Origin of the sequence: Jejuibacter sp. L23 (genome assembly GCF_050815825.1) — a bacterium.
GTDB classification, from domain to species: domain Bacteria; phylum Pseudomonadota; class Gammaproteobacteria; order Enterobacterales; family Enterobacteriaceae; genus Jejubacter; species Jejubacter calystegiae.
In genome coordinates this window covers 5,222,989-5,244,095 of sequence record NZ_CP138199.1, presented here as the reverse complement: position 1 = coordinate 5,244,095, position 21,107 = coordinate 5,222,989, and the positions used below count along the sequence as shown (strand labels likewise).

General features: G+C 54.2%; 14 protein-coding genes, 2 tRNA genes, 3 rRNA genes and 1 pseudogene. 15 read left to right on the top strand and 5 right to left on the bottom strand.

The features are described from left to right. Window positions 1–76 precede the first annotated feature (76 nt). The 6 genes from rbsD (at window position 77) to rbsR (ending at window position 5,880) form a co-directional block, all read left to right on the top strand. Window positions 77–496, top strand: coding sequence for a D-ribose pyranase (rbsD, locus tag SCU88_RS24980; protein ID WP_175341352.1), 420 nt, complete (start codon window positions 77–79; stop codon window positions 494–496). Window positions 497–503: 7 nt separating this feature from the next. Continuing rightward, a complete protein-coding gene (rbsA, locus tag SCU88_RS24975; protein ID WP_175341353.1) occupies window positions 504–2,012 on the top strand; it encodes a ribose ABC transporter ATP-binding protein RbsA in 1,509 nt (502 codons plus the stop codon). 3 nt (window positions 2,013–2,015) lie between these two features. Beyond that, window positions 2,016–2,981 carry a ribose ABC transporter permease gene (gene rbsC / locus SCU88_RS24970; RefSeq protein WP_175341354.1) on the top strand — a complete coding sequence of 322 codons (966 nt, stop codon included), beginning with the start codon at window positions 2,016–2,018 and terminating at the stop codon, window positions 2,979–2,981. An 18-nt stretch (window positions 2,982–2,999) separates the two neighbouring features. Beyond that, the gene (gene rbsB / locus SCU88_RS24965; protein ID WP_138095029.1) at window positions 3,000–3,887 is read left to right on the top strand and encodes a ribose ABC transporter substrate-binding protein RbsB; all 888 of its coding nucleotides are present in this window, start codon (window positions 3,000–3,002) and stop codon (window positions 3,885–3,887) included. A gap of 67 nt (window positions 3,888–3,954) precedes the next feature. Then, window positions 3,955–4,884 (top strand): ribokinase, encoded by a 930-nt coding sequence (gene rbsK / locus SCU88_RS24960; protein WP_175341355.1) that lies wholly within the window; start codon window positions 3,955–3,957, stop codon window positions 4,882–4,884. 3 nt (window positions 4,885–4,887) lie between these two features. Beyond that, a complete protein-coding gene (gene rbsR / locus SCU88_RS24955) occupies window positions 4,888–5,880 on the top strand; it encodes a ribose operon transcriptional repressor RbsR (protein WP_175341356.1) in 993 nt (330 codons plus the stop codon). Here the strand turns inward: rbsR and mdtD are convergent. Beyond that, window positions 5,877–7,271 carry a multidrug transporter subunit MdtD gene (gene mdtD / locus SCU88_RS24950; RefSeq protein ID WP_175341357.1) on the bottom strand — a complete coding sequence of 465 codons (1,395 nt, stop codon included), beginning with the start codon at window positions 7,269–7,271 and terminating at the stop codon, window positions 5,877–5,879. The genes rbsR and mdtD overlap by 4 nt on opposite strands. After that, window positions 7,268–7,978, bottom strand: a complete 711-nt coding sequence (locus tag SCU88_RS24945) for an FCD domain-containing protein (RefSeq protein ID WP_175341358.1) — start codon at window positions 7,976–7,978, stop codon at window positions 7,268–7,270. The genes mdtD and SCU88_RS24945 overlap by 4 nt, the downstream gene beginning before the upstream one ends. A 461-nt stretch (window positions 7,979–8,439) precedes the next feature. Here SCU88_RS24945 and SCU88_RS24940 point away from each other — a divergent pair. The 5 genes from SCU88_RS24940 to rrf all read left to right on the top strand — a co-directional run bounded on the left by SCU88_RS24940 (window position 8,440) and on the right by rrf (window position 13,596). After that, window positions 8,440–9,981: ribosomal RNA gene (locus SCU88_RS24940) — 16S ribosomal RNA — on the top strand. A 73-nt stretch (window positions 9,982–10,054) separates the two neighbouring features. Further along, window positions 10,055–10,131: transfer RNA gene (locus SCU88_RS24935), tRNA-Ile, on the top strand. Between the two features lie 112 nt (window positions 10,132–10,243). Then, window positions 10,244–10,319, top strand: a tRNA-Ala gene (locus SCU88_RS24930). A gap of 150 nt (window positions 10,320–10,469) precedes the next feature. After that, window positions 10,470–13,375 (top strand): 23S ribosomal RNA (locus tag SCU88_RS24925). 105 nt (window positions 13,376–13,480) lie between these two features. Beyond that, window positions 13,481–13,596: ribosomal RNA gene (gene rrf, locus SCU88_RS24920) — 5S ribosomal RNA — on the top strand. The 16S, 23S and 5S rRNA genes sit together here with 2 tRNA genes alongside, the layout of an rRNA operon. 115 nt (window positions 13,597–13,711) lie before the next feature. On the opposite strand, the gene mobB is transcribed toward rrf, so the two are convergent. Next, the gene (gene mobB, locus SCU88_RS24915) at window positions 13,712–14,239 is read right to left on the bottom strand and encodes a molybdopterin-guanine dinucleotide biosynthesis protein MobB (protein WP_431810190.1); all 528 of its coding nucleotides are present in this window, start codon (window positions 14,237–14,239) and stop codon (window positions 13,712–13,714) included. Further along, window positions 14,231–14,788: pseudogene (gene mobA, locus SCU88_RS24910) on the bottom strand (molybdenum cofactor guanylyltransferase MobA); the annotation flags it as partial. The gene mobB and the pseudogene mobA, both read right to left, overlap by 9 nt. Window positions 14,789–14,867: 79 nt before the next feature. Here mobA and SCU88_RS24905 point away from each other — a divergent pair. The 3 genes from SCU88_RS24905 (at window position 14,868) to dsbA (ending at window position 16,855) form a co-directional block, all read left to right on the top strand. Beyond that, window positions 14,868–15,137 carry a YihD family protein gene (locus SCU88_RS24905; protein WP_138095023.1) on the top strand — a complete coding sequence of 90 codons (270 nt, stop codon included), beginning with the start codon at window positions 14,868–14,870 and terminating at the stop codon, window positions 15,135–15,137. Between the two features lie 82 nt (window positions 15,138–15,219). Next, window positions 15,220–16,206 carry a serine/threonine protein kinase gene (locus tag SCU88_RS24900; RefSeq protein WP_175340208.1) on the top strand — a complete coding sequence of 329 codons (987 nt, stop codon included), beginning with the start codon at window positions 15,220–15,222 and terminating at the stop codon, window positions 16,204–16,206. Window positions 16,207–16,231: 25 nt separating this feature from the next. Further along, window positions 16,232–16,855 (top strand): thiol:disulfide interchange protein DsbA, encoded by a 624-nt coding sequence (dsbA, locus tag SCU88_RS24895; RefSeq protein WP_138095021.1) that lies wholly within the window; start codon window positions 16,232–16,234, stop codon window positions 16,853–16,855. A gap of 32 nt (window positions 16,856–16,887) precedes the next feature. Here dsbA and SCU88_RS24890 read toward each other — a convergent pair whose 3' ends face one another. Then, window positions 16,888–17,796: an acetyltransferase gene (locus SCU88_RS24890; protein WP_175340207.1), complete on the bottom strand. Its 909-nt coding sequence runs from the start codon at window positions 17,794–17,796 to the stop codon at window positions 16,888–16,890. A gap of 447 nt (window positions 17,797–18,243) precedes the next feature. On the opposite strand from SCU88_RS24890, the gene polA reads away from it, so the two are divergent. Next, window positions 18,244–21,039 (top strand): DNA polymerase I, encoded by a 2,796-nt coding sequence (gene polA / locus SCU88_RS24885; RefSeq protein WP_175340206.1) that lies wholly within the window; start codon window positions 18,244–18,246, stop codon window positions 21,037–21,039. Window positions 21,040–21,107: the final 68 nt, after the last annotated feature.

The following is a 21,107-nucleotide window of genomic DNA, read 5'->3' as shown; positions in this document are numbered from 1 at the left end:
ACCTGATTGTTGTCGTGGGCGTTGTCTGATTACACTTTCACCAGCGAAACGTTTCGCTCGTGGAGTTACCAAAAAAATGAAAAAAGGCACTGTACTTAACGCTGAGATCTCCTCAGTCATTTCCCGCCTTGGCCATACCGATACGCTGGTGATTGGCGATGCAGGACTTCCCATTCCCCAGGGGCCTCAGCGCATCGATCTGGCTCTGACGCATGGGATACCTTCATTTATCCAGGTACTGGAAAACGTCTGTCAGGAGATGCAGGTTGAAGCTGCCATCCTGGCCGATGAAATAAAAAAATATAACCCGGCACTCCACGATCTGTTGCTCGAATTCTTTTTTCAATTGCAGCAACACCAGGGAAACACCATTGAAATTCGTTACACCCGACATGAGCAGTTTAAACAGCAGACAGCAACCAGCCTGGCGGTGATTCGCAGCGGGGAGTGTTCCCCGTATGCCAACGTCATTCTCTGCGCTGGCGTGACCTTCTGAGGCAGGGATGAACGCACTCTTACAACTTAAAGGGATCGATAAATCCTTCCCCGGCGTGAAGGCGCTCTCCGGCGCTGCGCTTAACGTCTATCCCGGTCGTGTGATGGCGCTGGTGGGCGAAAACGGCGCCGGTAAATCCACCATGATGAAGGTACTGACCGGTATCTATACCAAAGATGCCGGTTCGCTGTTGTGGCTGGGCAAAGAGACGGCATTTAGCGGCCCGAAATCCTCCCAGGAGGCGGGAATCGGTATTATCCACCAGGAGCTAAACCTGATCCCCGAACTCAGCATTGCCGAGAATATCTTTCTGGGCCGGGAGTTCGTGAACGGTTTTGGCCGTATCCAGTGGGGAAGGATGTATGAAGAGGCAGATAAGCTGCTGAAAAAGCTTAATCTGCGCTTTAACAGCCACCGGCTGGTGGGCGAGCTCTCTATCGGCGATCAGCAGATGGTGGAGATTGCCAAAGTCCTGAGTTTTGAGTCCCGGGTCATCATTATGGATGAGCCTACCGACGCCCTGACGGATACCGAAACCGAATCGCTGTTCAGTACTATCCGCGAACTTAAGTCACAGGGGCGCGGAATTGTGTATATCTCCCACCGCATGAAGGAAATCTTCGAGATTTGCGATGACGTGACCGTTTTCCGGGACGGGCAGTTTATTGCCGAGCGAGACGTTTCCACGCTAACGGAAGATACCCTGATCGAGATGATGGTTGGCCGTAAGCTCGAAGAACAGTATCCCCATATCGATAAAGCGCCCGGCGAGATCCGGCTGCGGGTGGAAAACCTGAGCGGCAAGGATCTGCATGATGTGAGCTTTACCCTGCGCAAGGGGGAGATTCTTGGGGTTTCTGGTCTGATGGGTGCAGGGCGCACCGAACTGATGAAAACTCTGTACGGCGCGCTGCCGCGCAGCCAGGGGCGCGTAGCCCTGGATGGCCGGGAAGTTTATGCCCGCTCGCCTCAGGAGGGGCTGGCGAACGGTATCGTCTACATCTCGGAAGATCGTAAGCGCGATGGTCTGGTGCTGGGTATGTCGGTGAAAGAGAACATGTCGCTGACGGCGTTGCGTTACTTTAGCTACGCTGGCGGTAGTCTGAAGCATGCCTCTGAAGCGCTGGCGGTGCAGGACTTCATCCGATTGTTCAACGTGAAAACACCATCAATGGAGCAGACCATCGGCCTGCTCTCTGGCGGGAATCAGCAGAAGGTGGCTATCGCTCGCGGTCTGATGACTCGCCCCGAGGTCCTGATTCTGGACGAGCCGACCCGCGGCGTGGATGTGGGGGCCAAGAAAGAGATCTATCAGCTCATTAACCAGTTTAAAGCCGAAGGATTGAGCATCATCCTGGTATCCAGTGAGATGCCGGAAGTGTTGGGCATGAGCGATCGCATCATCGTGATGCATGAAGGCCATATCAGCGGTGAATTCACACGCGAGCAGGCCACCCAGGAAGCGCTGATGGCCGCCGCCGTTGGCAAGCTTAACCGCGTGAATCAGGAGCAATAATTAATGACCACCATCTCAAACCGCCGCTGGTTCAGCAAGGCGTGGTTAATGGAACAGAAATCGCTAATCGCACTCCTGGTGCTGATTGCGATTGTCTCGACGCTAAGTCCCAACTTTTTTACGGTAAATAACCTGTTCAATATTCTGCAGCAGACATCGGTCAACGCCATTATGGCGGTGGGGATGACGCTGGTGATTCTGACTTCGGGCATCGATCTTTCCGTGGGGTCGCTGCTGGCGCTGACCGGCGCCGTGGCGGCTTCCATTGTGGGTTTCGAGGTGAATGCGCTGGTTGCTGTGGCGGGCGCGCTGGCGCTGGGCGCGGTTATCGGCGGCGTGACCGGGGTTATCGTTGCTAAAGGGCGGGTTCAGGCCTTTATTGCCACTCTGGTGATGATGCTGCTGCTGCGCGGGGTCACCATGGTTTATACCGACGGTAGCCCGGTGAGTACCGGTTTCTCTGATAATGCCGATCTGTTTGGCTGGTTTGGTATTGGCCGCCCGCTGGGCATCCCTACGCCGGTATGGATTATGGCCGTCGTCTTCCTGGTGGCCTGGTACATGCTGCATCACACTCGTCTGGGGCGCTATATCTATGCGCTGGGGGGTAACGAAGCGGCGACCCGTCTTTCCGGTATCAGCGTTGATAAAATCAAGATCGTCGTTTATGCGCTGTGTGGCCTGCTGGCTGCCCTGGCCGGGGTCATTGAAGTGGCGCGTCTCTCTTCGGCCCAGCCGACGGCGGGCACTGGCTATGAGCTGGACGCTATTGCGGCGGTGGTTCTGGGAGGGACCAGTCTGGCTGGCGGCAAGGGGCGTATTGTTGGGACGCTGATCGGCGCTTTAATCCTGGGATTCCTGAATAATGGTCTGAATTTATTAGGCGTTTCTTCCTATTACCAGATGATCGTCAAAGCGGTAGTGATCCTGCTGGCGGTGCTGGTGGATAACAAAAGCAGCAAAGCATAACTCTACAGGACATCTGATATGAACATGAAAAAACTGGCTACCCTGGTTTCTGCCGCGGCCCTTAGCGCCACCCTTAGCGCGAATGCCATGGCGCAGGAGACGATTGCGCTGGTAGTCTCCACCCTGAATAACCCCTTCTTTGTCTCTCTGAAGGATGGTGCTCAGAAAGAGGCGAACAAATTGGGCTATAAGCTGGTGGTGCTGGACTCTCAGAATAACCCGGCGAAAGAGCTGGCGAACGTCCAGGATCTGACGGTACGCGGGGCTAAGCTGCTGATGATTAACCCGACCGATTCCGACGCCGTGGGGAACGCCGTAAAGATGGCGAACCAGGCGAAGATTCCGGTCATCACCCTGGACAGGCAGGCGTCCAAAGGTGAGGTGGTCAGCCATATCGCCTCTGACAACGTGGCAGGCGGCAAGATGGCCGGTGACTTTATTGCCAGTAAGGTGGGCGAAGGCGCGAAAGTGATCGAACTACAAGGCATTGCCGGAACCTCTGCGGCGCGTGAGCGTGGCCAGGGCTTCAAGCAGGCGGTGACCGCACATAAATTTGGTATTCTGGCCAGCCAGCCAGCGGACTTCGATCGTACCAAAGGGTTGAACGTTATGCAGAACCTGCTGACCGCGCATCCGGGCGTACAGGCCGTCTTCGCTCAGAATGACGAGATGGCGCTGGGGGCGCTGCGTGCATTGCAGACCGCGGGCAAATCTGACGTGCTGGTCGTGGGTTTTGACGGCACCGCAGACGGTATGAAAGCGGTACAGGGCGGAAAACTGGGCGCTACCGTGGCTCAGCAGCCGGAGCAGATTGGTATTATCGGCGTACAGACCGCGGATAAAGTGCTGAAAGGCGAGAACGTGGACGCTAAAATCCCGGTCGATCTGAAACTGGTCACTAAATAAGTCAATATAAAGAAAAGCAGGGCAAATGCGCCGCCTTTGGGCGGCGCACATAAAATGGATATCCATAATGAAAACCACAGGTCAGCTCGTTGTATTAGGCAGTATCAATGCCGACCATATTCTGAATCTCGATCGCTTTCCCATGCCGGGAGAGACGCTAAACGGTAACCACTATCAGGTGGCGTTTGGCGGTAAGGGGGCGAATCAGGCTGTGGCGGCCGGGCGTAGCGGGGCGGATATCGCTTTTATCGCCTGCGTGGGCGATGACGATACCGGCGAACGAATCCGGCAGCAGCTGGCAAAGGATCGTATCGATACGGTGCCTGTGGCGGTCATTAAGGGAGAATCTACCGGTGTGGCGCTGATCTTCGTTAACGCCGAAGGTGAAAACTTTATCGGCATCAATGCCGGTGCTAATGGAGCGCTTTCGGCTGAACGGGTGGAACAGCACCACGATCGTATTGCCGGGGCGCAGGCGCTGTTGATGCAGCTCGAATCGCCACTGGAAACGGTGCTGGCAGCGGCGCGTATTGCATATCATAACCAGACCCAAACCATTCTTAATCCGGCGCCCGCCAGCCCATTACCGGACGAACTGCTGGCGCTGGTGGATATCATCACACCCAACGAAACGGAAGCGGAGATCCTTACCGGCATTCACGTGGATGACGATGAGAGCGCGGCCCGGGCGGCGGCGGCGCTGCATGATAAAGGCATTTCTACTGTCCTGATCACCCTGGGAAAACGCGGTGTCTGGTTAAGTGAAAACGGTGCTGGCCAGCGGATCCCGGGTTTTAGCGTTAAAGCGGTGGATACCATTGCGGCTGGCGATACCTTTAATGGCGCGCTGATGACTGCGCTGCTGGAGTCCCGACCGATGGAGGATGCCGTGCGCTTTGCCCACGCGGCGGCGGCGATTGCGGTCACCCGTAAGGGCGCACAGCCTTCCGTACCCTGGCGCCAGGAAATCGATGCCTTCTTGCATCAACAGGGGTAATTCGTGGCGACCATGAAAGATGTCGCCCGCCTGGCGGGCGTATCGACATCGACCGTTTCGCATGTCATCAATAACGATCGTTTTGTCAGCGACGCTACCCGGGAACGGGTAGAATCCGCGATACGGTCGTTGAATTATGCGCCTTCCGCACTGGCCCGCAGCCTGAAGCTTAATCAGACCCACACCATTGGCATGTTGCTGACCGCCAGTAGTAACCCTTTCTACTCTGAACTGGTGCGCGGCGTGGAGCGCAGTTGCTTTGAGCGGGGCTACAGCCTGGTGCTCTGTAATACCGAAGGGGATGAGCAACGGATGAACCGCAATCTGGAAACGCTGCTGCAAAAGCGGGTGGATGGCCTGCTGTTGCTGTGTACCGAAACGCATCTTCCGGCGCCGGATATCATGACCCGCTACCCTTCCATCCCCACCGTGATGATGGACTGGGCGCCCTTTGACGGCGACAGCGACCTGATTCAGGATAACTCGCTGCTGGGGGGCGAGATCGCCACCCGACACCTTATAGATAAAGGCTATACCCGCATTGCCTGTATCACTGGCTCGCTGGATAAAACCCCCTCCCGCCAGCGCCTTGAAGGGTATCGTAATGCCATGCGTGCTGCCGGGCTGAATATTGCGCCGGATTATGAAATTGTGGCCGACTTTGAATTTAGCGGCGGTTTTACCGCTATGAACAGGCTACTGGCTCTGGAAACCCCGCCTCATGCGGTATTTAGCGGCAACGATGCCATGGCGCTGGGGGCCTATCAGGCGCTGTGGCAGGCCGGGCTGTCCGTGCCCGGGGATATGGCGATAGTCGGCTATGATGATATCGAACTGGCGCGTTATATGACGCCGCCGTTGACCACCGTTCATCAGGCCAAGGACGAGCTGGGGGAACTGGCCATCGACGTACTGATCCATCGGATGGCTCAGCCTTCCCTGGGTCAGCAGCGGTTGCAACTGACCCCAGAACTGATCGTGCGCGGCTCGACTTAATCGCGACGTCGCGCCTTAATCAGGTTGCGTCCGTCATGGGCGCGCAGCAGCATAAAGATCGCTGCGGCCATGATGGTGACGGCGCCCATCGTCAGGAAGGTGTAGTGGAAATGCTGCACTGTCGTCGAACTATCGCTAAACCCTTCATAAAAGCGCAATACCGCCGCACTCACGGCGACGCCCAGACTAATGGATAGCTGCTGGGTCACCGCCAGCACGCTGTTGCCGCTACTGGCGTTATCGTCGTTTAAGTCCGCAAGCGTAATAGTGTTCATGGCGGTGAATTGGGTAGACATCCCCATCCCCAGAATAAACAGCGGTATCAGCAGCTGCCACATCGGCATTTGCGCATCCTGTAGCGCAAACTGGCCAATCATCAGACCGATAAAAATGGTCACGCCAATCAGGGTACGGCGGTAGCCCACGCGACGTAAAATTGGGGTAACGGTAGATTTTGCCAGAATGGAGCCAATGGCGATGGGCGCCATCATACAGCCTGCGATCAGCGCATTATGGCCAAAACCGACCTGCAGCATTAACGGCATCAGGAACGGAACGCAGCCGGTGCCCAATCGGGAGGCTATATTACCGGTGATGCCAATGGAAAAGGTACGTACCTTAAATAGCGGTAGTGCGATAAGCGGCGTGGGGTGGCAACGGGCGTGTAGCACGTAGACCATCAGCAGTAGTATCCCCCCGGCGACCACAGACAGCGACACCAGACTGGCAACGACGCGCTCGCCAAAAAGCTCCATCCCGCTGGAAATGAGCACCAGACTCAGGCCGAACAGCAGAAAGCCGACCATATCAAATCCCCGGCGCGGCGCGGTAAAGTCAGGCATATGGCGGTGAGCGTAGATCAGCCCCAGAATGCCGATAGGAATGTTGATCAGGAATATCCAGTGCCAGCTGGCCCATGTCACCAGTACGCCGCCCAGCATTGGGCCGAGGACCGGTCCCACCAGACCCGGCATGGTGACAAAGTTCAGCACCGGCAGTAGCTCATTACGTGGGTAAGCCCGCAGTAACGCCAGACGCGCTACAGGCATCATCATGGCGCCGCCAATCCCCTGAACCACGCGAAAGATAACCAGCTCCGTCAGGGTACTGGATAACGCGCAGGCCAGAGAGCCCAGGGTAAAGAGCGTGACCGCCAGCATAAAAATACGCCGGGTACCGAAGCGATCGGCCAGCCAACCGCTCACGGGAATCAGCATGGCGACCGTCAGGGTATAGCTGATAATGGCGGACTGCATTGCCAGCGGCGAACGGTCAAGGCTATGTGCGATGGCGGGTAGCGCGGTATTGAGTATGGTGGCGTCCAGCGCCTGCATAAAGAAGGCCATGGCTGCAATCCACGGTAGCCCGGCCATACTGCGACGTTTTTTCATTGAGTCAGTGATGTATTCGGTAACGGGGCCAAAAGGAGTGCCTGACAGGCTTGCTCTGCCGCCTGGCTGTCTCCTTTTATAATGGCATTAACCACAGCCTGGTGGAGTTCGAGTTTCACCACGCTGTTGTCAGTAATAAACGAAAAGTAGTTGTAATAGACAGAGCGGAACAGATTTGCGAATGAAGAGAGAAACGGATTGTTGCTCATCGCATAAATTTGCTCATGGAATGCCATGTCGACCTCCACCCAGCGCTGGCGATCGAACTCTTTTTCCAGCTCATTCATCTGCGCCATCAGTGTCTGTAATGCTTCACGCTGTGAATCGTTGCCGTTGGATGCGGCCAGCGAGCAGGCCTGGGGTTCCAGAGAGTGGCGCATAACCAGAAAAGCGTCGATGACACGGGGAAAGCTTTCTACCTTCATCCACCAGGTGAGCAGCTCTTTATCCAGGAAGTTCCAGTTACTCTGTGGCATAACGCGGGTACCAATACGCGGCCGCGGCAGCAACATGCCTTTTGCCGTCAGCGTCTTTACGGCTTCCCTTACTGCAGTGCGGCTTACGCCAAACTGCTCGCCCAACTCTATCTCACCCGGAAGAATACTGCCCGGCGCATACTCGCCGTTAAGAATCTGCTGCGCCAGCTTTTCAGCCAGCACCCAGGAGAGATTTTTGCGTGCTGCCTGTTGTTGTGCATTTAAAGACATAGAGGCATTCTCTGAATCGCTGTTATCGGGACTAGTATGCCATTAGCCATAATTATACGGTGGCAAAAACGGCAAATATCACACAAATTGCTGCTTTTTCATGCTTAAAGGCGAAAAAGCATGCGCTTGAAAGTTTTTTTGAATTAACCTCTTGCCAGCACGAATTCAGGCTCTATAATGCGCCACCACTGACACGGAACAACGCCTTACGGCACACCGGTCAGAAAGAGAAAATCCTGAAAATCAGGGTTGACTCTGAAAGAGGAAAGCGTAATATACGCCACCTCGCGACGATGAGCTTAACGCCTTGTCGCAACTGCTCTTTAACAATTTATCAGACAATCTGTGTGGGCACTCGAAAGCACTGATATCCTGAACGTCGAAAGACGCTAAATGAATATCAAGTCTCAAGAGTGAACACGTAATTCATTACGAAGTTTAATTCTTTGAGCATCAAACTTTAATTGAAGAGTTTGATCATGGCTCAGATTGAACGCTGGCGGCAGGCCTAACACATGCAAGTCGAGCGGCAGCGGAAGGAAGCTTGCTTCCTTGCCGGCGAGCGGCGGACGGGTGAGTAATGTCTGGGGATCTGCCTGATGGAGGGGGATAACCACTGGAAACGGTGGCTAATACCGCATAATCTCGAAAGAGCAAAGTGGGGGACCTTCGGGCCTCACGCCATCAGATGAACCCAGATGGGATTAGCCAGTTGGTGAGGTAACGGCTCACCAAAGCGACGATCCCTAGCTGGTCTGAGAGGATGACCAGCCACACTGGAACTGAGACACGGTCCAGACTCCTACGGGAGGCAGCAGTGGGGAATATTGCACAATGGGCGCAAGCCTGATGCAGCCATGCCGCGTGTATGAAGAAGGCCTTCGGGTTGTAAAGTACTTTCAGTCAGGAGGAAGGGTGTGAGCTTAATACGCTCATGCATTGACGTTACTGACAGAAGAAGCACCGGCTAACTCCGTGCCAGCAGCCGCGGTAATACGGAGGGTGCAAGCGTTAATCGGAATTACTGGGCGTAAAGCGCACGCAGGCGGTTGGTTAAGTCAGATGTGAAATCCCCGGGCTCAACCCGGGAACTGCATTTGAAACTGGCCAGCTAGAGTCTCGTAGAGGGAGGTAGAATTCCAGGTGTAGCGGTGAAATGCGTAGAGATCTGGAGGAATACCGGTGGCGAAGGCGGCCTCCTGGACGAAGACTGACGCTCAGGTGCGAAAGCGTGGGGAGCAAACAGGATTAGATACCCTGGTAGTCCACGCCGTAAACGATGTCGACTTGGAGGCTGTGAGCTTGACTCGTGGCTTCCGGAGCTAACGCGTTAAGTCGACCGCCTGGGGAGTACGGCCGCAAGGTTAAAACTCAAATGAATTGACGGGGGCCCGCACAAGCGGTGGAGCATGTGGTTTAATTCGATGCAACGCGAAGAACCTTACCTGGTCTTGACATCCACAGAAGGTCTCAGAGATGAGACTGTGCCTTCGGGAACTGTGAGACAGGTGCTGCATGGCTGTCGTCAGCTCGTGTTGTGAAATGTTGGGTTAAGTCCCGCAACGAGCGCAACCCTTATCCTTTGTTGCCAGCGATTCGGTCGGGAACTCAAAGGAGACTGCCGGTGATAAACCGGAGGAAGGTGGGGATGACGTCAAGTCATCATGGCCCTTACGACCAGGGCTACACACGTGCTACAATGGCGCATACAAAGAGAAGCGACCTCGCGAGAGCAAGCGGACCTCATAAAGTGCGTCGTAGTCCGGATTGGAGTCTGCAACTCGACTCCATGAAGTCGGAATCGCTAGTAATCGTGAATCAGAATGTCACGGTGAATACGTTCCCGGGCCTTGTACACACCGCCCGTCACACCATGGGAGTGGGTTGCAAAAGAAGTAGGTAGCTTAACCTTCGGGAGGGCGCTTACCACTTTGTGATTCATGACTGGGGTGAAGTCGTAACAAGGTAACCGTAGGGGAACCTGCGGTTGGATCACCTCCTTACCTTTGGATACAGTATTCGCAGTGTCCACACAGATTGTCTGATGAAAAACAAAGAAGCAGTGAAAACCTCTACAGGCTTGTAGCTCAGGTGGTTAGAGCGCACCCCTGATAAGGGTGAGGTCGGTGGTTCAAGTCCACTCAGGCCTACCAAATTTTCCCTGATGCCGCGTTGTGAAATGACTCGCATACTGATTGTATGCTTCGCCATTCCACGCCTTGTCTCAGGAAAAATTAACGGTGAACGAGGTTATCTAACGACTTTGGGGCTATAGCTCAGCTGGGAGAGCGCCTGCTTTGCACGCAGGAGGTCTGCGGTTCGATCCCGCATAGCTCCACCATAACACTACTTCAGAATGTACTTAATCGTGCATTGTGAAGTATCTGCTCTTTAACAATCCGGAACAAGCTGAAAATTGATAATCCATAAACGGGAAAACCGTTTAATGGGTCTCTCAAGCTTACAACACGAAGACATCTTCGGGTTGTGAGGTTAAGCGAATAAGCGTACACGGTGGATGCCCTGGCAGTCAGAGGCGATGAAGGACGTGCTAATCTGCGAAAAGCGTCGGTAAGCTGATATGAGGCGTTATAACCGACGATGTCCGAATGGGGAAACCCAGTGTGATTCGTCACACTATCATTAACTGAATCCATAGGTTAATGAGGCGAACCGGGAGAACTGAAACATCTAAGTACCCCGAGGAAAAGAAATCAACCGAGATTCCCTGAGTAGCGGCGAGCGAACGGGGAAGAGCCCAGAGTCTGAATCAGCGTGTGTGTTAGTGGAACGGTCTGGAAAGTCCGGCGATACAGGGTGACAGCCCCGTACACGAAAATGCACATGCTGTGAGCTCGATGAGTAGGGCGGGACACGTGTTATCCTGTCTGAATATGGGGGGACCATCCTCCAAGGCTAAATACTCCTGACTGACCGATAGTGAACCAGTACCGTGAGGGAAAGGCGAAAAGAACCCCGGCGAGGGGAGTGAAACAGAACCTGAAACCGTGTACGTACAAGCAGTGGGAGCACCCTTTGGGGTGTGACTGCGTACCTTTTGTATAATGGGTCAGCGACTTATATTCTGTAGCAAGGTTAACCGAATAGGGGAGCCGAAGGGAAACCGAGTCTTAACCGGGCGTTAAGTTGCAGGGTATAGACCCGAAACCCGGTGATCTAGCCATGGGCAGGTTGAAGGTTGGGTAACACTAACTGGAGGACCGAACCGACTAATGTTGAAAAATTAGCGGATGACCTGTGGCTGGGGGTGAAAGGCCAATCAAACCGGGAGATAGCTGGTTCTCCCCGAAAGCTATTTAGGTAGCGCCTCGTGAATTCATCTCCGGGGGTAGAGCACTGTTTCGGCTAGGGGGCCATCCCGGCTTACCAACCCGATGCAAACTACGAATACCGGAGAATGTTATCACGGGAGACACACGGCGGGTGCTAACGTCCGTCGTGAAGAGGGAAACAACCCAGACCGCCAGCTAAGGTCCCAAAGTCATGGTTAAGTGGGAAACGATGTGGGAAGGCCCAGACAGCCAGGATGTTGGCTTAGAAGCAGCCATCATTTAAAGAAAGCGTAATAGCTCACTGGTCGAGTCGGCCTGCGCGGAAGATGTAACGGGGCTAAACCATGCACCGAAGCTGCGGCAGCGACACTTAAGTGTTGTTGGGTAGGGGAGCGTTCTGTAAGCCTGCGAAGGTGTACTGTGAGGTATGCTGGAGGTATCAGAAGTGCGAATGCTGACATGAGTAACGATAAAGCGGGTGAAAAGCCCGCTCGCCGGAAGACCAAGGGTTCCTGTCCAACGTTAATCGGGGCAGGGTGAGTCGACCCCTAAGGCGAGGCCGAAAGGCGTAGTCGATGGGAAACGGGTTAATATTCCCGTACTCGGTGTTACTGCGATGGGGGAACGGAGAAGGCTATGTCATCCGGGCGACGGTCGTCCCGGTTTAAGCGTGTAGGCTGACTTTCCAGGCAAATCCGGAGAGTTAAGGCTGAGGCGTGATGACGAGGCACCACGGTGCTGAAGTGACAAATGCCCTGCTTCCAGGAAAAGCCTCTAAGCTTCAGGTAACAACGAATCGTACCCGAAACCGACACAGGTGGTCAGGTAGAGAATACCAAGGCGCTTGAGAGAACCCGGGTGAAGGAACTAGGCAAAATGGTGCCGTAACTTCGGGAGAAGGCACGCTGACATGTAGGTGAAGCCCCTGCGGGTGGAGCTGAAGTCAGTCGAAGATACCAGCTGGCTGCAACTGTTTATTAAAAACACAGCACTCTGCAAACACGAAAGTGGACGTATAGGGTGTGACGCCTGCCCGGTGCCGGAAGGTTAATTGATGGGGTTATGGGTAACCAGAAGCTCCTGATCGAAGCCCCGGTAAACGGCGGCCGTAACTATAACGGTCCTAAGGTAGCGAAATTCCTTGTCGGGTAAGTTCCGACCTGCACGAATGGCGTAATGATGGCCAGGCTGTCTCCACCCGGGACTCAGTGAAATTGAACTCGCTGTGAAGATGCAGTGTACCCGCGGCAAGACGGAAAGACCCCGTGAACCTTTACTATAGCTTGACACTGAACATTGAGCCTTGATGTGTAGGATAGGTGGGAGGCTTTGAAGCGTGGACGCAAGTCTGCGTGGAGCCAACCTTGAAATACCACCCTTTAATGTTTGATGTTCTAACCTGGCGCCATTATCTGGCGTGGGGACAGTGTCTGGTGGGTAGTTTGACTGGGGCGGTCTCCTCCCAAAGAGTAACGGAGGAGCACGAAGGTTGGCTAATCCTGGTCGGACATCAGGAGGTTAGTGCAATGGCATAAGCCAGCTTGACTGCGAGCGTGACGGCGCGAGCAGGTGCGAAAGCAGGTCATAGTGATCCGGTGGTTCTGAATGGAAGGGCCATCGCTCAACGGATAAAAGGTACTCCGGGGATAACAGGCTGATACCGCCCAAGAGTTCATATCGACGGCGGTGTTTGGCACCTCGATGTCGGCTCATCACATCCTGGGGCTGAAGTAGGTCCCAAGGGTATGGCTGTTCGCCATTTAAAGTGGTACGCGAGCTGGGTTTAGAACGTCGTGAGACAGTTCGGTCCCTATCTGCCGTGGGCGCTGGAAGACTGAGGGGGGCTGCTCCTAGTACGAGAGGACCGGAGTGGACGCACCACTGGTGTTCGGGTTGTGATGCCAATTGCATTGCCCGGTAGCTAAGTGCGGAAAAGATAAGTGCTGAAAGCATCTAAGCACGAAACTTGCCCCGAGATGAGTCTTCCCTGAGACCTTTGAGTCTCCTGAAGGGACGTTGAAGACGACGACGTTGATAGGCCGGGTGTGTAAGCGCAGCGATGCGTTGAGCTAACCGGTACTAATGACCCGAGAGGCTTAACCTTACAACGCCAAAGATGTTTTGGTGTGATGTTGAGAGACAGAATCAAATCAGCTTGTGACGGATAAACGCTTATGGCCATGTGTGGCGGTAAGCGGAACAGAATTTGCCTGGCGGCGACAGCGCGGTGGTCCCACCTGACCCCATGCCGAACTCAGAAGTGAAACGCCGTAGCGCCGATGGTAGTGTGGGGTCTCCCCATGCGAGAGTAGGGAACTGCCAGGCATCAAATTAGTGAAGAACCCCGGTCATTGACCGGGGTTTTTTGCGTTCATGGCACGGTAAAAATCGCCCCCTCCTTTGGGAGAGGGCCTGAGAGAATCTGTTCGCTCACACTCCTTTACTGGCGCTGCTGCTTCAGCCACTCAGCAATAAAATCGACGATCTTCCGGGGTTGATTGATATCCAGCTGCGGCAGCCCGACATCGAATGGCACATCACTGGCCAGAGCAAGCGTATGGCTGTCTGGCTGCAGTTCTTCTGGCTGGTGACCACAACCATCACGATAAAGCTGAATTTTGGCGATCGCCTCATGTTTAAAGCCTTCCACCAGAATCATATCCAGATGACGGCTATCCATTCTGCCTGCCAGTTGGTACAGATCCGGCTCTGCGCCGTCAGGTGTCTCGGTCATTAGTGCCCAACGCTGGCGACTGACCACCAGCGTCTGGTTCGCACCCGCCTTACGCAGCTCGTAGCTGTCCTTACCGGGTTTATCGATATCCATATCGTGATGTGTGTGTTTAATCAAGCCGGGACGTATTCCACGCTCACGCAACAGTGGGATTAACTGCTTCAGTAGTGTCGTCTTTCCGGTACCGCTCCAGGCGGCAATGGCCAGTAACGGTGGAAGATGACGTCGTTCCAGATCCTGCGGCGTATTCACATTAATAAAGCAGCTCTTCCTGTCGGAAAAAGTAACCGCATGACCGCCAGCCTGACGCAGGAACACCATTACCCGCCGCTCACCACTCGCCAGATAGCTTTCCAGCATGGGGATAAGCCGCCGATGTACCAGGGCAAGTGTAGGATGGTCCCGCTCGCCGTCGTTTATCCAGACTGCGGGAGCTTCCTCTCGAGCCTGCCACAGTCGTATAGCGAGATCCTGGGGGATATTTGGGGTATCACAGGGGCAAAACAGGAACCAGTCATTGCTCTGGCTCTGCATGGCCGACAGCATACCCGCCAGCGGCCCCGGATAGTCCGGAAGCGTATCGCTAATGACCGGCAGACCGCTTTGCTGGTAAGATTCCAGATTGCGGTTAGCGCTAATAATAATCTGGCCTACCTGGGGAAAGAGCCGGTTAAAGATGCGCTGCCAGAGCGGCTGATAATTTAACAGCAGCAACCCCTTGTCCTGGCCGCCCATTCGGGTGGCTCGCCCGCCCGCAAGAATGACGCCACAAACTTCCGTCAGCCTGGTCATGAAAGTCGCCTCTTTTAATGTGGGTTTGAGCCTGCTAATTTGTCCTGTCACAGGATAAAGGAGCACAGATATGAAATGTAAACGTCTTAACGAAGTGATCGAACTGCTTCAGCCCGCCTGGCAGGAAGAGCCCGATCTAAACCTGCTGCAATTTTTGCAGAAACTGGCTCAGGAGTCAGGTTTTACCGGAGAACTGGCAGATCTGACAGACGATATTCTGATCTATCACCTGAAAATGCGTGGTTCGGCGAAAGACGAAGCCATTCCCGGCCTGAAAAAAGATTATGAGGAAGATTTTAAAACCGCTCTGTTAAAAGCGCGCGGCGTTATTAAAGAGTAAAAGCTTGTAAGCGAATCGTCCGCAAAGCCTGTGAAATGTTATCCTGAACCGAATAACACTTGTATGACCGCGCGGATATCGAATGACAGATAGCGCTTTTCATTTTCAAACATTACACCCGGATACCATACTTGATGCCCTGTTTGAGCAGGGGATCCGGGTGGATTCTGGCCTGACGGCGCTCAATAGCTATGAGAATCGGGTCTATCAGTTCCTGGATGAGGATCGCCGTCGCTATGTGGTGAAGTTCTATCGTCCGGCTCGCTGGAATGCGCAGCAGATCGAGGAAGAGCATCAATTTGCTCTGGAGTTACAGGCTAATGAGGTTCCGCTGGCTGCGCCGCTAGCTATTGATGGTAAAACGCTGTTTGAGCATCAGGGCTTTCTGTTCGCTTTGTTTCCGAGCCTGGGTGGTCGGCAGTATGAAACAGATAATCTGGATCAGATGGAGCAGGTCGGGCGCTACCTTGGGCGTATACACCAGACCGGGCGCGGTGAATGTTTTCATCATCGGCCAACTATCGGAATTCAGGAATACCTCCTGGAGCCGCGAGCGCTGTTTGATGCCACCTCTTTGATCCCCTCTGGGCTGAAAGCCGCGTTTTTGCAATCGGTCGATGCACTGATCGCAGAAGTAACGGCACGGTGGGACCTTGACTACAGGGCCCTTCGGCTGCACGGTGACTGCCATCCCGGTAATATCCTGTGGCGCGACGGTCCGCTATTTGTCGATTTGGATGACTCCCGTAACGGCCCGGCCGTTCAGGATATCTGGATGCTGCTGAACGGCGATAAAGCCAGCCAGCGACTACAACTTGAAACCATTATTGAAGCCTATGAGGAGTTTGGCTCCTTTAATACCGATGAGTTAAAACGGATTGAACCCCTGCGGGCCATGCGTATGGTCTGGTATCTGGCATGGATAATGCGCCGTTGGGATGACCCGGCTTTCCCTGGAAGCTTCCCCTGGATGAAAGAGGAAGATTTCTGGCGAAGACAAACTGCCACCTTTAATGAGCAGGTCAGGGTTCTACGTGAACCCCCACTACAATTAACGCCCATGTATTAAAGCGATATTTTCAGGAGAGATCTAAATGAAAAAAGTCTGGCTGGCCCTGGCGGGAATGATTCTGGCGTTCAGCGCCTCCGCGGCACAGATCACCGATGGCAAGCAGTACACCACGCTGGATAAGCCTGTACAGGGAGAACCTCAGGTTCTGGAGTTCTTCTCTTTCTATTGCCCGCACTGCTATCAGTTCGAGCAGGTATGGCATATTCCGGCCAACGTGAAGAAAAAGCTGCCGGAAGGCACCAAAATGACCAAGTACCACGTCGAATTCCTGGGGCCGCTGGGTAAACAACTGACTCAGGCATGGGCGGTTGCTATATCGCTGGGCGTGCAGGATAAGATCACGGCTCCGATGTTCGAAGCAGTACAGAAAACCCAGACTGTACAGAGTGTGGCCGATATCCGTCAGGTATTTATCGATGCTGGCGTGAAGGCGGAAGAGTATGACGCCGCATGGAACAGCTTCGTGGTGAAATCTCTGGTTGCCCAGCAGGAGAAAGCCGCTGCCGATCTGCAGTTGCAGGGCGTTCCGGCAATGTTTGTTAACGGTAAATATGCCATTAATATGCAGGGCATGGACACCAGCAGCATGGATAAATTCGTTCAGGAATATGCCGACACGGTGAAATTCCTGGTCGAGAAGAAATAAACTTCAGCGCTGTCAGAACAGTAAAACGCCGGTCATTGACCGGCGTTTTTGTATTTCTGCTGGATGGCCTCCAGCTGGTCGTCTTTCTCGCCCCACAAGGTATTCAGCCAGAGCTGGAAGCGACGCTTAAAGTTCTTATCGTTAACATAATCGCCGTGCAGGTTTTCGTTGATGGGCACCAGATTGACCCGTACCACAATCCGGGTCAGGCGCCCGCACAGCATATCGTAAAATGGCGAATGATTATTTTCCGGATAGCAGAGGGTTACGTTAAGCAGCTTATCAAACTGCTTTCCCAGCACGTTAAGCGCCATTGCGATACCGGCCGCTTTCGGCGGTAGTAAATTTCTGAATGGTGACCGCAACTGTCGGTGTTTGTCCGGCGTAAACCGTGAGCCTTCCACAAAATTCACAATGGTTGTCGGATGATGGCGAAATTTTTCGCACGAGCGGCGCGTGGTTTCCACATCCTGGCCGCGTTTTTCCGGATGGCGAATAAGGTAGCTGCGCGAGTAACGTTTCATAAACGGCATATCCAGCGCCCAGCAGGCCAGGCCTATAAACGGAACCCTGGCGAGCTGCTTCTTAAGAAAGTACTTATTCATTGGGATCTGCTTACGGAACAGCACGCAGAGCACCACAATATCGGCCCAACTGCGGTGGTTGCAGATCAGCAGGTACCAGTTTTTCTTGCTCAGCCCTTCCAGTCCCTCGATATCCCACTTTAGCCACGGATTAAGGTGCAGCAGTAGCGCCAGCCCTTCACACCAGCAATACATCATGAAGTTGCAGAAACGGGAAATTGAACGCCACACGAAGGGAATGGGGAGCAGCAGCTTGAGCACGCCCGCAACAATGATGGGCACGGAGCAACCAATCGTGACCAGAATAGTGAGGACAATGCTTAAGAGTAAAGTGAGCGTGGCGAGCAATCTCGACATAGTTATTTTTTAGATGGTTAGAAAACGAAAGACGCTGGCAATAAATATGACAGGGCGCAAATCTTATCAGAAAACCGTCATTAATGATGGCACTAAAAGTAACGGACTTTGAAATATCAGGCGCGGATGAGTCCCTCCTGTTAACGATAATGGCATAACCTGCTTTTATATCCACATTAACGTTCTGTGCACATCGAGCCTGTTTATGGCCTGGATCAATTTTAACATCTTGAATTAAAACAGATTATTATCCCGTCACGGATGTTTAATTTGTGGAATATCAATCGATAACGATTTTGTGCACAAAGTTATCCACAGCCCGATCCTGGAAGCGATCCCGCAGATCGTGACTTCTTTTTTACCGTTCGGCGGCAAGCCGCTTCATGTTTTATGCCCGGCTGTGGCATCCTTTACCCACTGACAGACAACCATCAGGCACGGAACACTATGGCCCAGATCGCAGAAAATCCACTTATCCTCGTCGACGGATCCTCCTACCTTTATCGGGCGTATCACGCCTTCCCCCCGCTGACCAACAGCGCGGGCGAACCGACCGGAGCGATGTACGGCGTGCTCAATATGCTGCGCAGTCTGCTGCTACAGTACCAGCCGTCCCATGCTGCCGTTGTCTTTGATGCCAAAGGCAAGACCTTTCGCGACGAACTGTTTGAAAACTATAAATCGCACCGTCCTCCCATGCCGGACGATCTGCGTGCGCAGATCGAACCGCTACACAGCATGGTGAAGGCGATGGGGCTGCCGCTTCTGGTCGTGTCTGGCGTTGAAGCCGATGATGTTATCGGCACCCTGGCGCGTGAAGCGGAAGGCGCTGGCCGACACGTGCTGATCAGTACCGGCGATAAGGATATGGCGCAGCTGGTCACGCCATCCATTACGCTTATCAACACCATGACCAATACCGTTCTGGGGCCGGATGAGGTGAGTGAGAAGTACGGCGTACCGCCGGAACTGATTATCGACTTCCTGGCGCTGATGGGCGACTCGTCAGATAACATTCCCGGCGTACCCGGTGTGGGCCAGAAGACCGCTCAGGCGCTGCTGCAGGGGCTGGGGGGACTGGAGGTGCTTTATGGCAACCTGGATAAGATTGCCGACCTCAGCTTCCGCGGTGCCAAAACCATGGGCGCCAAACTGGAACAGAACCAGGAGATGGCGCGTCTTTCGTATCAGCTGGCGACCATTAAGACCGATGTACCCCTGGAACTGACCTGCGATGAACTGGAAGTGAAGGCACCGGAAGCCGACAACCTGCTGGCCCAGTTTGAAAAATATGACTTTAAGCGCTGGACCGCCGATGTTGCCGCCGGTAAGTGGCTCCAGGCGAAAGGCAACGCCAGCGCGGCGAAGAGCAAGAAGGTAGAGAGTGTGAGCGCCGAGTCTCAGCCAGAAGCGCAGGAGGCCAGCGTACTGTCCAGTGATGATTATGTCACCATCCTTGATGAAGAGACCCTGAAGTCCTGGATCGCCCGTCTGGAGAAAGCGCCAGTCTTCGCCTTTGATACCGAAACCGATAGCCTGGATGGTCTGACTGCCAGTCTTGTGGGCCTTTCCTTTGCCGACAAGCCGGGCCATGCGGCCTATGTGCCGGTTGCGCATGACTATCTGGATGCGCCGGATCAGATCTCCCGCGATCGGGTGCTGGAGCTACTTAAGCCGCTACTGGAAAATGAAAAAGCGCTGAAAGTTGGTCAGAATCTGAAGTATGACCGGGGGATTCTTGATAACTATGGCATCAGTCTACAGGGTATCGCCTTCGATACCATGCTGGAATCCTATGCGCTGAACAGCGTGGCCGGGCGCCACGATATGGACAGTCTGGCCAGCCGCTGGCTGAGCCACAAGACCATCACCTTTGAAGAGATCGCGGGTAAGGGGAAAAATCAGCTTACCTTTAACCAGATCGCGCTGGAAGAAGCGGGCCGCTATGCCGCGGAAGATGCCGACGTCACACTGCGCCTGCATCAGACCATGTGGCCGCAACTGGAACAGGAAAAAGGTCCGCTCAATATTTTCCGTACTATTGAAATGCCGCTGGTTCCGGTTCTGTCCCGGGTAGAGCGTAACGGTGTGATGATCGATCCCGCCGTGCTGCATGCCCATTCCGAAGAGCTGGGCAAGCGCCTGGTCGAGCTGGAGCAGCAGGCTTATGAGATTGCAGGCGAGCCATTTAACCTCTCTTCTCCCAAGCAGTTGCAGACCATTCTGTTCGAGAAGCAGGGCATTAAACCGCTGAAGAAGACACCGGGCGGCGCGCCTTCCACTTCGGAAGAGGTGCTGGAAGAGCTGGCGCTGGACTATCCGCTACCGAAGGTGATCCTGGAATATCGCGGACTGGCGAAGTTGAAATCGACCTATACCGACAAGCTGCCGCTAATGATCAATCCGAAGACGGGTCGGGTGCATACTTCTTATCACCAGGCGGTAACCGCCACCGGGCGTCTGTCATCGACCGATCCCAACCTGCAGAATATCCCGGTACGTAATGATGAGGGGCGCCGTATCCGTCAGGCCTTTATCGCCCCGGAGGATTACGTAATTGTCTCCGCGGACTATTCCCAGATTGAGCTGCGTATTATGGCGCACCTGTCCCGGGATAAAGGCCTGCTGACCGCCTTTGCCGAAGGGAAGGATATCCACCGCGCCACGGCGGCGGAGGTTTTCGGTAGGCCGCTGGAGAGTATCTCATCTGAACAGCGCCGTAGCGCTAAAGCCATTAACTTTGGTCTGATTTACGGCATGAGCGCCTTTGGCCTGGCGCGCCAGCTTAATATTCCGCGTAAAGAGGCCCAGAAGTATATGGATCTCTACTTTGAACGCTATCCTGGCGTGCTGGAATATATGGAGCGCACACGTCAGCAGGCGAAAGAGCAGGGCTACGTTGAAACCCTGGAAGGGCGTCGCCTGTGGCTGCCGGAAATTAACTCCCGTAACGGCGCTCGTCGCGCTGCGGCGGAGCGTGCGGCAATCAACGCGCCTATGCAGGGTACCGCGGCGGACATCATTAAACGCGCCATGATCGCGGTAGATGACTGGCTACTGAAGTCCGAACCGCGAGTGAAAATGATCATGCAGGTACACGATGAACTGGTGTTCGAAGTACATAAAGACGATCTGCAGGCCGTCTCTCAGAAGATCCATGAGCTGATGGAAGGCTGCATGAAGCTGGAAGTGCCTCTGCTGGTGGAAGTGGGTAGCGGTAAAAACTGGGATGAGGCGCACTAACTGACAGGCCATTCGCGCCGGACGAGCCCGGCGCGCTGAACCGGAATCCGAACCTTATGTTTTGTAAC